Source organism: Cupriavidus sp. 22TCCZM04-2, from assembly GCF_057798895.1.
This window is the reverse complement of record NZ_JBYOJS010000021.1, coordinates 1-13,582: the sequence shown is the minus strand read 5'-3', so window position 1 is coordinate 13,582 and position 13,582 is coordinate 1. Positions and strand designations below refer to the sequence as shown.

The window sequence follows — 13,582 nt, the reverse complement described above, 5'->3', positions numbered from 1 at the left end:
GATCCAATGAAGGAAAGCACCCAACTCGTTTGTGCCGGCCGCCATCCGGAGCGCTTCGGCGGCGTCGTCAATACCCCGATCTTCCGGGCCTCGACCATCCTCGCGGGTTCAATGGCCGAATGGGAAGAGATGAAGCGCGCGCGCGCCGCGGAAGAGCCCGGCGCCACGACCTATGGCCGCTATGGCACGCCCACCACGCATGCGTTCGAAGAAGCCATTGCCGAACTCGAAGGCGGCTATCGATCGCTGGTCTTTCCCTCCGGCCTTGCCGCGGTCACGACCGCGCTGACCGCGCTGCTGTCTTCGGGCGACCACGTCCTCGTGAGCGACAGCGCCTATTCGCCGACACGCGCGTTCCTGGAGCGCGTCATGGCGCGCTTCGGTGTCGAAGTCGAGACCTATGATCCGGTTGATGGCAAGCCGATCGAGTCGCTGTTCCGGCCCAATACGCGCGTCGTCTACGTGGAATCGCCGGGCTCCGAGACGCTGGACATCCAGGACATTCCCGCCATCTCCGCCGCGGCGCACCGGCACGGCGCCTATGTCGTCATGGATAACACCTGGGGGACGCCGCTGTTCTTCAAGCCGTTCGCGCACGGCGTCGACGTGTCGATCCAGGCCGCCACGAAATACATCGTGGGCCATTCCGACGCCATGCTCGGCGTGGTGACCTGCAACCGCGACACCTGGCCTCTGGTCAAGCAGACGACGTACGACCTGGGGCAGACCGCGGGCCCGGATGATATCTATCTGGCCCTGCGCGGCCTGCGCACCATGGCCGTCCGGTTGCAGCGCCACTGGCAGTCCGGCCTGCAGGTCGCGCAATGGCTGGAGCGGCAACCGCAGGTCGAGGCGGTGCTGCATCCGGCCTTGCCCTCCCATCCGGGACACGCGCTATGGAAGCGCGACTTTACCGGCGCCTGCGGCCTCTTCTCGGTGGTGCTGCGCACGAATTCGCAGGCATCGCTCGCGGCCTTCATCGACGCGCTCGAGCATTTCGGACTGGGTGTTTCCTGGGGGGGCTATGAAAGCCTTGCGATCCCGTTCACGCCGGGCAAGGGATGCACGGGCTCGCGCTGGCCCTACCAGGGACAGGCCGTGCGCGTGCATGTGGGACTGGAAGATCCGCAGGACTTGATCGACGACCTGCAGCGGGGCCTGCTGGCGCTCTCCTCGCATGAGTCCCAAACGGAACATGCGGAAGCAGGCGCCGAGCAGGCCTGCGCGACCTGATCACTTGCGCATGCGCAGCAGGTCGGTGTAGGAGACCAGCTTGCGCTTCTCCTGCGAGAGCGTCTTTCGTTTTGACGCCGGGCGCGCGGGCTGGCCGCGCTCAAATTTGGCCGCGGCCCGCTCGTCCTCGCGCGCGTGGGTCCGCTCGGTTTTGGCTTCCGCCTTCAGGCGTTCCGTTTCCAGCCGCGCGGCAACGCGTTCCTCGCGCGCGATGTCGCGCGCTGCCGACAGGATCTCGGCTTTGAGCAGGTCGCGCCTTTGCCTGGCAGCGGCACGGGCGGCCTGCAGCTGCGCCTTGCGCTGGCGCAGCCACTCTTGCCGGCTGACCGGCGCGGGCCTGGCCTCCGGCGGCACGCTCAGGCGCAATGCCCTGCTGCTTTCCACTTTCTCGGCCCGCAGCTTGCGCCGCAGGTCATGCTTTGCATCACTCACGCTGCGTCGTTCTCCCCTACAGCAAATAAGTGCCGTCCATGCATCACCATGATGGCAGGAACAGATCTCATAAACCTTACCATAGGGCCCTGTCTCGCGCCGGATTGGCCCTCAGTCCCGTCCGGGCGCTACCCCGACGTAGCGCCCACGCGGACGGATGACCTGCCCGACAGCCAACTGCTCCAGGCTGTGCGCAAGCAGCCCCACGCTGCGCGCGGTCGCAAACATGCCGAATGCCGCATCCTCCGGCAGTCCGTAGTGCGTCACCAAAGCCGCCAGGGCCACGTCAATGTTCGGCTGAAGACCAGTCAGCCGCGTTGCCTTCTCGATGAAGCGCGCGATCACACGCGGGGGCTCGAACAAGTCCAGAAGCGCCTTCGCGCGCGGATCGCCCTCCGGATAAAGGTGATGGCCGAAGCCGGCAAGCGGCAAGCCGGTCGACAGGTGATGGGCAATGACCTCGTCCTCGCCTTGCCGCTCCAGCTCGCTGAACAGCGCCTTCACCCGTCCCGATGCGTCGCCGTGCAACGGTCCTGACAACGTGGTCAGGCCGGACAGCAGGCAGGCCGGCAGCGAGGCGCCGGTAGATGCCGCGATGCGCGCCGCAAACGCGGAACTCGTCAGTTCATGGTCGGCCAGCAGGACCATCGCGGTCCGCAGCAGTTCGGCCACCGGCGCCGGCTGTCCCCAACCCTGCGCGAAGCGCAGGTGCAATGGCTGCTGCCCCGGCTGCGCGCCAAACGCGTTGGCGATTTGCCCGACCAGGCTCTGGCATTCGCCATGCAGAACGCGCGTCATGCGGCCGTGCGTGGAATGGCCTGTGGCGGCCAGTTCGGCGAGGGTCTTGAACGCGGCCACGCGTCCGGGCCGGGCGACGCGTGCCGACGATGAGAAATCCGCAATCCGGTCCGCATCCCACAGCAGGTGCGCCGCCTCTTCCACCGTGGCCGATGCGGCGAGCGCCACCGCATCCTCACCGCGGTAATACAGCCGTTCGCGCACGAACGTGGAAATGGCCGTCGGGATGCTGGGCTCCGAGCCGAACAGCGTGTTGGTGGCCAATGTCTCGTGCTTGCGGCCAGCCTGCTTGCGTTTGGCAAGCGTTGCCACGTCTTCGGCGCGGTACAGGCTGCGGCGCGTATCGGCCGGATCGGACATGACCTCGATCTTGCCGCGGCTGACATAGGCATACACGGTCTGCGGCCGAACCGCGAGGCGTGTGCAGGCCTCGTCCATCGATATCCACGAACTCATCAATCACTCGCTGAAACGGATTTATGTTGATTTTATATATCAATATTGCGTGATCAATCAACTATTGCCTACGATATTCCTACTTCCTCCAAGCCTCGCGACACCAACCATGAAGCCGCAGATCCTGCAACTGAACCCGATCCTGATTCCCGCCGCCAATGAGGCGCTTGCCGCGCGCTACGAAGTCCACAAGTACTTCGAAATCCCGGATCAGGCCGCGTGGCTGCGAGAGCATGGCTCCTCCATCGAGGCAGTGATCACGGGAGGCCACACCGGAATCTCCCGCGCGATGCTGGAGCAGTTGCCGGCGCTGAAGGTCGTGGCCGTCAACGGCGTGGGCACCGATGCGGTGGACCTGGCCTATTGCCGCGAGCGTGGCCTGCCCGTCACCGCCACGCTCGGCGCGCTGACCGAGGATGTGGCCGACCTGGCGATCGGCTTGCTGATCGCGGCCTGCCGCAACCTGTGCGCGGTCGACCGCTTTGTCCGCGACGGCAACTGGGAACTTCACCCGTCGCCGTCCGCGATTCCGCTGGCGCGCCGCTTCAGCGGCATGCGCGTCGGCATCGTCGGCATGGGTCGCGTGGGCCGTGCCGTCGCCGCGCGGGCAGCTGCGTTCGGTTGCCCGATCCGCTATACGGACCTGCGCGCCATGGACGACGTGCCCCACGCATACGTCGCCGACCTGCTTGAACTGGCGCGCGAAAGCGATGCGCTCGTGCTGTGCGCGGCCGCCGACAAGGCCGAGGGGCTCATCGATGCAGCCGTGCTCGATGCACTTGGCCCGCAGGGCTACCTGGTCAACGTGGCACGCGGGCGGCTCGTCAACGAGACCGATCTCGCGAAGGCCATCGAAGCGGGCCACATCGCCGGCGCCGGGCTCGACGTCTTCGTCGATGAACCGCGCGTGCCATTGACGCTGCGCCAGTCGGACCGCACCACGCTGCAAGCCCACCGCGCGAGTGCCACGTGGGAGACGCGCGGCGCCATGGCGCAGATGGTGCTGGACAGCGTGGCGCAGGCGCTGGCGGGCGAGCGTCCTGTGATGAGCCTGACCACCTGAGCCAACGTGCCCGGCACACCCTGCACACAACCTCCATTGGAGACCATCTTGACCGCATCCCGAAAGTTCGCCCTGGTGACCGGTGCCGGCAGCGGCGTAGGCCGCCGCACCGCGCTCGCGCTGCTTGAAGACGGCTGGACCGTCGTGCTGGCTGGCCGGCGTGCCGAGCCGCTGCAGGCGCTGGCGGCCGATGCCGCCGCACGCGGCCAGGCCGCGATGGCCGTCCCCGCCGACGTGACCGACCCTGCCAGCGTGCAGGCGCTGTTCGACACGATCGAGCGCGAGTTCGGCCGGCTGGACCTTCTGTTCAACAACGCCGGCGTCAACGCACCCGCTGTGCCGATGGACGAACTGCCGTTGGAGAAATGGTTCGCCGTCATCAACACCAACGTCACCGGTGTGTTCCTGTGCGCCCGCGCGGCGTTCGCGCTGATGCGGCGCCAGTCGCCGCAGGGCGGCCGCATCATCAACAATGGCTCGATTTCCGCGCATACGCCGCGGCCGTTCACCGCGCCCTATACGGCCAGCAAGCACGCTGTCACGGGTCTGACCAAGGCGCTGGCGCTCGATGGCCGCGCCTTCAACATCGCCGCTGGCCAGGTCGATATCGGCAATGCGCTGACCGAATTGTCCGAGCGCATGACGCGCGGCGTGCTCCAGGCCAATGGCACGGTCGCGCCCGAACCGATGATGGACGCGAGCCACGTGGCCAATGCGGTGCGCCACATGGCTTCGCTGCCGCTGGACACCAATGTCCTGAACATGACCGTCATGGCCAGCGCCATGCCGTTCGTCGGCCGCGGCTGACATCCCCGCCCACATTCCCACGGGCCTCGCATCCGTGGGAGCCACCAGAGTCGACTGAAGTTGACCAGCATCCAGACGGAGACACCCCATGCGATTCACCCCAAGCAGATTCAGTACCCTGATCGGCACGATGGCCGGTTGTGCCGCCATCATGATGGCGCCCGGCGGGGCCGGTGCCCAAGGTAACTATCCGACGCGACCAGTCACCATCATCGTCCCGGCGCCGGCCGGCGGCGGCATTGACCTGATCGCCCGTGTCGTCGGCGAGAAGCTGTCGGTAAAGCTCGGCCAACCGTTCATCGTCGAGAACCGACCCGGCGCCTCCAACAACCTGGGCACCGCGGTCCTGGCCAATGCCAAGCCCGATGGCTACACGATCGGCATCGTCGGCGGCAGCCACAACATCAACAAGTTCCTGTTCAAGAATCTCGGCTGGGACCCAGAGAAGAGCTTTGAGCCGATCGTCTACACGCACGAGATCCCGCTGGTGTTCGCGGCTTACCCCAAGCTGCCGGCGAAGACGGTGCCCGAGCTGGTGGGCTGGATGAAGGCCAATCCGGCCGAAGCGAAGGTGGCCACGTCGGGTCGTGGCAGCGCGCAGGAAATGGCCGCCGAGATGTTCCGCATGGTTAGTGGTGCGCCGGTGCTGCTGGTGCCTTACAAGGGCTCGTCCGCGGCGCATCCCGACCTTATCGCCGGCCGCACGGTGCTTTACATCGACACCATCAGCGCGATTCAGGAGCAGGTGAAATCGGGCAATGTGCGCGCACTGGCCGTTTCCACGCGCAAGCGGTCCAAGGCGTTGCCCAATGTCCCCACCGCCGAGGAACAAGGGCTCAAGGGCTATGACGCCAACACCAACGGTGGCTTCCTGGCGCCGGCGGGCACGCCCAGGGAGATCGTGGCCAGGCTGAACACAGAGATCAACGCGGCGCTGAAGCTGCCGGAGGTGCGGGCCAAGCTGGAAACGGCGGGCATCGACGTGCAAGGCGGCACGCCGCAGGAGTATGCGGCGTTGATCAAATCGGACCTTGCGAAGTGGGGCAAGGTAGTGAAGGAAGCGGGAATCCAGCCGGAGTAATGGCGTTTGATTCCGGGGTGGCGACACGCTTGGCCGTTCAACGCAAGGGCTTTCAGGCGCGGACTGGATCGGGCCGCGATCCGCCGCGGAGCGCTAGGGCATCGGCAGTCTTTCCGGCGCCGGCGCTTCCGGGCGCTGACCGAGATTCCGCTCGATTTCCCTTACGGAATCCAGAAGCTTCGGGCGAATCTCCTCGTGCAGGCGTGCCACGGGAAAATAGCCCGCGGCCCCGGCCACACTGATTGTCATCAAGGGCAGCCCCCTGCCCGGCCATAGCGGCGTGGCGATACCATGGACCTCCTTGATCCAGTTGCCTGCCGAGGTCACGCATCCGGTAGCGCGAAATTCCTCGATCGCCTTCAGGATGCCGCGCTCGGTGTGCGGCCAGTTGCCCTCGTCCAGGTCACGGATGCGCTCCATGAGGTCGGCTCTCTCGCTGGCGGGCAGCGCTGCCAGCAAAGCCATCCCCGACGCGCTGGTTCCCAGTGGAATGCGAGAACCGACATCAAGGCTGAGGGTGACGATCGACGTACTGCGGCAGCATTCGAGATACAGCATCGAGAGCCGGTCGCGCGTCGTCAGCGCCACGACCGCCCCGGTTTCGGCTGCCAACGACTTCAGGTATGGCCTTGCCACCTGCCGCACGTCGAGATTGAGCAGCATGGAACTGCCCAGCGCTGCCGTGGCCGTGCCGAGCCGGTACTTTCCGCTGTCCGGAACGAGATGCAGATAGCCCAGCTTCGTCAGGGTATAGGTGAGCCGGGTGACAGTCGATTTCGGCAGCCCGCAGCGCATGGCAATCTCATGGTTGGCAAGGAAGCTGTCGCCGCTGCGAAAGCAGCTGAGCACCTCGAGGCCCCGCGCCAGCGCCGTGACGAAATGCCGGTCCTGACTCTCGTCGCCCCGGGCCTCTTCCTCGGCGTCGTTGACGTCCGTGCCCAACGCGCGGCCCAACTCCCCTTGCTTCGATTCTGTTGCCATACTGATTTTCCTTGCGCGATTTCCGCGCACGCTTGCGGACTGGCATCGAGGCGCGGCTGCGCCTTGTGCCGTCTCCCCGCGATGCCTTCCGAACTGAAAGAAGTTAGCACAGATGCCGGCCTCGTCATGCCCGGCCCTCGCGTCGAAATACAGGGCGGCTATAGAAGGGTCTGGCGTGCATCCGCCGTGCTTGCGGCCAGCGTCTTCAATTCACCCTTGAGCAGCTTTCCGGTGGGTGCGGCCGGAAGCCGGACCATCGCCCGTATCTCCGTCGGCAGCTTGTAAGGTGACAGGCGTTCGCGCAGGTAGGCGTCCAGTTCGTCGCGCGCCACGGACACGCCATCGGCAAGCTCGACGAACGCGACCACCTCCTCGTTCCCTTCGACCTGGCGCCCGACCACGGCCGACTGCACGATGGCGGGATGGCTGTTCAGGACCTGCTCGACTTCGACCGGATAGACATTGAATCCGGAACGGATGATCAGCTCCTTGGTTCTGCCGACGATGAACAGCGCGCCATCGTCATCCTGCCTGGCCATGTCGCCGGTATTGAGCCAGCCTTCATCGTTGATGGCCGCACGCGTCTGCGCGGCATCGCGGTAGTAGCCCTTCATCATATTGGGACCACGTACCCACAGCTCGCCCGCGCAACCGGGCTCGACATCGTTGCCCCCGGTGTCGACGATCCGGACCTCGACACCGGGGACAGCCGGCCCGACAGAGCAATCCCGGCGCGGCGCTTCAAGCCGGGTCTGGGCAATCGTGGGAGACATCTCCGTCAGGCCATAGCCGTTCTGCAGCGGCATCCCGAACGCCCGTTCCACCGCCGCTTTCAGTTCGGGAGTCAGCGGCGAGCCAGCCGTGCCGATGATGCGCAAACGATGGTCGCCCAGCGCGGTACCGGTCCGGCCGAGCCATTCGAGCAATCGTGCATACATCGCCGGAACGCCGATCAGGACAGTGAGGTGTCCTTCGCGCAAGGCACCCACCAGGGCCTCCGGCGAAAAGCGCTCCTCCAGATGCAGCACGCATCCGCACGAGAGCGATCCCACCAGCTGCGACGACAGCCCGACCACATGTGCCATCGGCAATACGCCGTACACGCCGTCGGCAGGACCCAGATGCCGCATCTGCCGCGACAGCGTTGCCATATGGAGCAGGTTCGCGTGCGTCAGCATCACGCCCTTCGGATGGCCGGAAGTTCCCGAGGTGTAGATCATCGCCGCGACCTGCTGCGCCGGGTCGGCACTGACGGATTCGCTGCGCGCGCCATCGTTGCATGGCCCGACGGCAAGCTCGCCTAACAGCGGCCAGGCCTGCCTGACTGCACCGGCACGGTCGGCATGAATGGCGCACTCCTGCGAGACGTCGACGGCGTAGAACACGCGCCGGGCGCCCGAATGGTCAATGAAGTGGTCGATTTCACGCGGCGACAGCCGTGCATTGACCACCACGGCCCACGCGTCGCAGCGGCTGGCCGCCAGCACCAGCACCGCCAGGGCCGCGCAATTCTCTGCCACCATCATGACGCGGTCGCCTGGCTGCACCCCCAGTTCGCGCAAGCGCGTGGCTGCCGCATGTACCGTCGCGGCAAGTTCCGCATAGGTCAGGCGCACACGCTTGTCCACCAGCGCCAGTGCTTGGGGCTGACGCTCGACCCAGGGATCGATCACCTCGTGAATGCGTCGAAATGCGGCGCCCGGGGCGCCATGGTGCTCGCTCATAGTCATGTCTCCCATATTGGCTTTGTCGAACCGCTATGCAGTCTATAGGCCCGATATGCAGCCCGCAAGATGACAATTTCAGCGATCATGCAACATTTCTCCGTTGACTCTTGCGGATACGATACCCATACTGGACTGCAATGCAGTTTCTTGTTCCGCAACTATTTCTACAAGGAGACACCATGAGTGACAAGAAAGCCATCCTCGTTGTCGGCGCAGGCGATGCCACGGGTGGCGCCATTGCCCGCCGCTTTGCGCGCGAGGGATATATCGCGTGCGTCACAAGGCGTAATGCCGACAAGCTCGCGCCCCTGGTGGCCCAGATCGAAGCGGAAGGCGGCGTCGCCCATGCTTTCGGCTCGGACGCGCGCAAGGAAGAGGAAATGACGGCGCTGGTCCGGAACATCGAGACGAACATCGCGCCGATCGAGATTGCGGTCTTCAATATCGGCGCCAATGTCCGCTTCGACGTTCTGGAAACGACCGCGCGCGTCTACTACAAGGTGTGGGAAATGGCGTGCTTTGCCGGCTTCCTGATGGGGCGCGAGACGGCAAGGGTGATGGCCCCCCGCGGCCGCGGCTCCATCTTCTTCACCGGTGCGACGGCCAGCCTGCGCGGCCGGGCAGGCTTCTCCGCCTTTGCGGGGGCGAAGCACGGACTGCGTGCGCTGGCGCAATCCATGGCGAAGGAACTTGGCCCGCAGGGCATTCACGTGGCGCATCCCATCATCGATGGCGCCATCGATACGGAGTTCATTCGCGAGACGTTCCCCGAGCGCTACGCGCTGAAGGAGCGCGATGGCATTCTCAATCCCGAGCACATCGCCGACGCCTACTGGATGCTGCACCAGCAACCGCGCGATGCGTGGACCCACGAACTCGACCTGCGTCCCTGGATCGAGGCCTGGTAATGCTGCTAGTCCACGACAAGAAGAACAGCACCTGAAGGCATTGAACCACACTGGAGAGACAGCAAATGAGTACGCCCGTCGTGCAGTTCCACTTCGATTTTGGCAGCCCCAATTCGTACCTCTCGCACAAAGTCATCCCGTCCATCGAGCAGCGCACCGGCGTGAAGTTCGAGTATGTACCGGTCCTTCTGGGAGGCCTGTTCCGGCTGACGGGCAACCGCTCGCCAGGCGAAGCCTTTGCGGGCATCAAGAACAAGCCGGAATACGGTCAACTGGAAATCACGCGCTTTGTCGAGAAGCACGGACTTACTGCGTACCGGTTCAACCCCCACTTTCCCGTCAACACCCTGCAAATCATGCGTTGCGCGGTCGCGGCCCGGATCGAGGGCTGCTTCGAGCGCTATGTCGAGGTCGTGTTTTCGGCAATGTGGGAACAGGAAAAGAAGATGGACGATCCTGCGACGATCGCGGCCGTGCTGCGCGAGGCTGGCCTGGATGCCGAACGCCTGCTTGAACGGATGAACGACCCGGAAATCAAGGAGATGCTGCTGAAGAACACCCAGGCGTCATTCGAGCGTGGCGCCTTCGGCTCGCCGACCTTCTTCGTCAATGACGAGATCTATTTTGGCAAGGACCGCCTGCGCGACGTCGAAGAAGAAATCGAGCGCATCCGGTCAGCATAGCGAAGCCGCCAAAGCAAAAACCCCTCGCAGCACATGCTGTCGAGGGGTTTTGCGTTGTAAGAGCCTGGCGATGACCTACTTTCACACGGGTAATCCGCACTATCATCGGCGCGGAGTCGTTTCACGGACCTGTTCGGGATGGGAAGGGGTGGTTCCAACTCGCTATGGTCACCAGGCATAAGGGGTTGTGAGGCTGACGCGGTCAACCTCACCAATTCGGGATGTAGTTCTGTAGTCTTGGGTTGTGCTTGTCAACGCACGGCACAGGCGATTCTCTCACCAGGCTAAAACACACTGGTTATAGGATCAAGCCTTACGGGCAATTAGTACTGGTTAGCTTAACGCATTACTGCGCTTCCACACCCAGCCTATCAACGTCCTGGTCTCGAACGACCCTTCAAGGCGGTCAAGCCGCCAGGGAATCCTCATCTTCAGGCGAGTTTCCCGCTTAGATGCTTTCAGCGGTTATCTCTTCCGTACATAGCTACCCTGCGATGCCTCTGGCGAGACAACAGGTACACCAGCGGTACGTCCACTCCGGTCCTCTCGTACTAGGAGCAGCCCCCGTCAAGATTCCAACGCCCACGGCAGATAGGGACCAAACTGTCTCACGACGTTTTAAACCCAGCTCACGTACCTCTTTAAATGGCGAACAGCCATACCCTTGGGACCGGCTACAGCCCCAGGATGAGATGAGCCGACATCGAGGTGCCAAACACCGCCGTCGATATGAACTCTTGGGCGGTATCAGCCTGTTATCCCCAGAGTACCTTTTATCCGTTGAGCGATGGCCCTTCCATTCAGAACCACCGGATCACTATGTCCTGCTTTCGCACCTGCTCGACTTGTCGGTCTCGCAGTTAAGCACGCTTTTGCCATTGCACTTTAGGTACGATGTCCGACCGTACCAAGCGTACCTTCGAACTCCTCCGTTACACTTTGGGAGGAGACCGCCCCAGTCAAACTGCCTACCATGCACTGTCCCCGACCCGGATTCACGGGCCAAGGTTAGAACCTCAAACAAACCAGGGTGGTATTTCAAGGACGGCTCCACGTAGACTAGCGTCCACGCTTCAAAGCCTCCCACCTATCCTACACAGATCGGTTCAAAGTCCAATGCAAAGCTACAGTAAAGGTTCATGGGGTCTTTCCGTCTAGCCGCGGGGAGATTGCATCATCACAAACACTTCAACTTCGCTGAGTCTCGGGAGGAGACAGTGTGGCCATCGTTACGCCATTCGTGCAGGTCGGAACTTACCCGACAAGGAATTTCGCTACCTTAGGACCGTTATAGTTACGGCCGCCGTTTACCGGGACTTCAATCAAGAGCTTGCACCCCATCATTTAATCTTCCGGCACCGGGCAGGCGTCACACCCTATACGTCCACTTTCGTGTTTGCAGAGTGCTGTGTTTTTATTAAACAGTCGCAGCCACCATTTTATTGCAACCCCTTCACCCTTCTGGCGCAGGCCAGTCAAGCTACCAGGGCGTACCTTATCCCGAAGTTACGGTACCAATTTGCCGAGTTCCTTCTCCCGAGTTCTCTCAAGCGCCTTAGAATACTCATCTCGCCCACCTGTGTCGGTTTGCGGTACGGTCTCGTATGACTGAAGCTTAGAGGCTTTTCTTGGAACCACTTCCAATTGCTTCGCAGCACTAGGCCGCTCGCCCCATAGCCTTGAATTACGCGCCCGGATTTGCCTAAGCGCCTTCTCCACTACAGGGACCGGGACTTCCAACACCCGGACAACCTTCCGCGATCCGTCCCCCCATCGCATCATACGACGGTGCAGGAATATTAACCTGCTTCCCATCAGCTACGCATCTCTGCCTCGCCTTAGGGGCCGACTCACCCTACGCCGATGAACGTTGCGTAGGAAACCTTGGGCTTACGGCGAGGGGGCCTTTCACCCCCTTTATCGCTACTCATGTCAGCATTCGCACTTCCGATACCTCCAGCATCCTTTACAAGACACCTTCACAGGCTTACGGAACGCTCTCCTACCACGCACATTGCTGTGCGTCCGCAGCTTCGGTATATAGCTTAGCCCCGTTACATCTTCCGCGCAGGACGACTCGATCAGTGAGCTATTACGCTTTCTTTAAAGGGTGGCTGCTTCTAAGCCAACCTCCTGACTGTTTTAGCCTTCCCACTTCGTTTCCCACTTAGCTATATTTGGGGACCTTAGCTGGCGGTCTGGGTTGTTTCCCTCTTGACACCGGACGTTAGCACCCGATGTCTGTCTCCCGTGATTGCACTCTTCGGTATTCGGAGTTTGCTATGGCGGGGTAATCAGCAATAGACCCCCCAACCATGACAGTGCTCTACCCCCGAAGGTGAGACACGAGGCACTACCTAAATAGTTTTCGGAGAGAACCAGCTATTTCCAGATTTGTTTAGCCTTTCACCCCTATCCACAGCTCATCCCCTAACTTTTCAACGTTAGTGGGTTCGGTCCTCCAGTACGTGTTACCGCACCTTCAACCTGGCCATGGATAGATCATCTGGTTTCGGGTCTACACCCAGCGACTGAACGCCCTGTTCGGACTCGCTTTCGCTACGCCTGCCCTAATCGGTTAAGCTTGCCACTGAATGTAAGTCGCTGACCCATTATACAAAAGGTACGCCGTCACCCGTTTCCAGGCTCCGACTGTTTGTATGCATGCGGTTTCAGGATCTATTTCACTCCCCTCCCGGGGTTCTTTTCGCCTTTCCCTCACGGTACTGGTTCACTATCGGTCGATCACGAGTATTTAGCCTTGGAGGATGGTCCCCCCATCTTCAGACAGGATTTCACGTGTCCCGCCCTACTTGTCGTACACCTAGTTCCACAACGCTGTTTTCGCATACAGGGCTATCACCTGCTATGGCCGGGCTTTCCATCCCGTTTTGCTAACAACACTGCTAAAGAGTACAAGGCTCTTCCCATTTCGTTCGCCACTACTCTGGGAATCTCGGTTGATTTCTGTTCCTGCAGCTACTTAGATGTTTCAGTTCGCCGCGTTCGCTTCCCTGGCCTATGTATTCAGCCAGGGATGACCCATTCGGGCCGGGTTTCCCCATTCGGACATCTCCGGATCAAAGCTTGTTTGCCAGCTCCCCGAAGCTTTTCGCAGGCTACCGCGTCCTTCATCGCCTGTGATCGCCAAGGCATCCACCACATGCACTTGTTCGCTTGACCCTATAACGAGTGTGTCTCAGTGAGACCCTTCGCTACAGGTGAGTTCTCGCATTTGTGCCGTATTCCAAGTCATCTTTCGATCACTTAAATACATTTTGGTTGATACAATCACAACCCGGTATCGCGTTGGTTACTGCAGCGTCTCATCAACGCTCGCGCGACACCTTTACTACATCCCATATTGTTAAAGAACAGCCGATTCGCAGGGCAGACCCGCGATCGCTTGGCAA

At 62.1% G+C, this 13,582-nt stretch carries 10 protein-coding genes and 2 rRNA genes; 6 read left to right on the top strand and 6 right to left on the bottom strand.

Going from position 1 to position 13,582, the window contains the following annotated elements; all coding sequences use genetic code 11:
- Positions 1–6: 6 nt before the first annotated feature.
- Positions 7–1,233, top strand: a complete 1,227-nt coding sequence (gene metC / locus AC3FKG_RS24700; protein WP_483712491.1) for a cystathionine beta-lyase — start codon at positions 7–9, stop codon at positions 1,231–1,233.
- Here metC and AC3FKG_RS24695 read toward each other — a convergent pair whose 3' ends face one another.
- Together AC3FKG_RS24695 and AC3FKG_RS24690 are read right to left on the bottom strand one after the other, a co-directional pair.
- Positions 1,234–1,665, bottom strand: a complete 432-nt coding sequence (locus AC3FKG_RS24695; RefSeq protein ID WP_488744371.1) for a hypothetical protein — start codon at positions 1,663–1,665, stop codon at positions 1,234–1,236.
- Between the two features lie 111 nt (positions 1,666–1,776).
- Positions 1,777–2,919, bottom strand: a complete 1,143-nt coding sequence (locus tag AC3FKG_RS24690; RefSeq protein ID WP_483712494.1) for a citrate synthase — start codon at positions 2,917–2,919, stop codon at positions 1,777–1,779.
- 109 nt (positions 2,920–3,028) lie between these two features.
- On the opposite strand from AC3FKG_RS24690, the gene AC3FKG_RS24685 reads away from it, so the two are divergent.
- The 3 genes from AC3FKG_RS24685 (at position 3,029) to AC3FKG_RS24675 (ending at position 5,870) form a co-directional block, all read left to right on the top strand.
- The gene (locus AC3FKG_RS24685; RefSeq protein WP_483712495.1) at positions 3,029–3,982 is read left to right on the top strand and encodes a 2-hydroxyacid dehydrogenase; all 954 of its coding nucleotides are present in this window, start codon (positions 3,029–3,031) and stop codon (positions 3,980–3,982) included.
- Positions 3,983–4,030: 48 nt separating this feature from the next.
- Entirely contained in the window at positions 4,031–4,789 is a 759-nt protein-coding gene (locus tag AC3FKG_RS24680; protein WP_488744370.1) for an SDR family oxidoreductase, read from the top strand.
- 130 nt (positions 4,790–4,919) lie between these two features.
- The gene (locus AC3FKG_RS24675) at positions 4,920–5,870 is read left to right on the top strand and encodes a Bug family tripartite tricarboxylate transporter substrate binding protein (protein WP_483714403.1); all 951 of its coding nucleotides are present in this window, start codon (positions 4,920–4,922) and stop codon (positions 5,868–5,870) included.
- A 93-nt stretch (positions 5,871–5,963) separates the two neighbouring features.
- Here AC3FKG_RS24675 and AC3FKG_RS24670 read toward each other — a convergent pair whose 3' ends face one another.
- Positions 5,964–6,851, bottom strand: a complete 888-nt coding sequence (locus AC3FKG_RS24670; protein WP_488744369.1) for an IclR family transcriptional regulator — start codon at positions 6,849–6,851, stop codon at positions 5,964–5,966.
- Positions 6,852–7,009: 158 nt separating this feature from the next.
- Complete coding sequence (locus tag AC3FKG_RS24665) at positions 7,010–8,575, bottom strand: class I adenylate-forming enzyme family protein (protein WP_488744368.1); 1,566 nt, start codon at positions 8,573–8,575, stop codon at positions 7,010–7,012.
- A gap of 182 nt (positions 8,576–8,757) precedes the next feature.
- Between AC3FKG_RS24665 and AC3FKG_RS24660 the strand changes: the two genes are divergently transcribed.
- Together AC3FKG_RS24660 and AC3FKG_RS24655 are read left to right on the top strand one after the other, a co-directional pair.
- Positions 8,758–9,486 carry an SDR family oxidoreductase gene (locus AC3FKG_RS24660; RefSeq protein ID WP_483712503.1) on the top strand — a complete coding sequence of 243 codons (729 nt, stop codon included), beginning with the start codon at positions 8,758–8,760 and terminating at the stop codon, positions 9,484–9,486.
- 65 nt (positions 9,487–9,551) lie between these two features.
- Positions 9,552–10,169, top strand: a complete 618-nt coding sequence (locus AC3FKG_RS24655; protein ID WP_488744367.1) for a 2-hydroxychromene-2-carboxylate isomerase — start codon at positions 9,552–9,554, stop codon at positions 10,167–10,169.
- Positions 10,170–10,231: 62 nt separating this feature from the next.
- On the opposite strand, the gene rrf is transcribed toward AC3FKG_RS24655, so the two are convergent.
- Positions 10,232–10,345: ribosomal RNA gene (rrf, locus tag AC3FKG_RS24650) — 5S ribosomal RNA — on the bottom strand.
- Positions 10,346–10,471: 126 nt separating this feature from the next.
- Positions 10,472–13,352: ribosomal RNA gene (locus AC3FKG_RS24645) — 23S ribosomal RNA — on the bottom strand.
- Between the last annotated feature and the right edge of the window lie 230 nt (positions 13,353–13,582).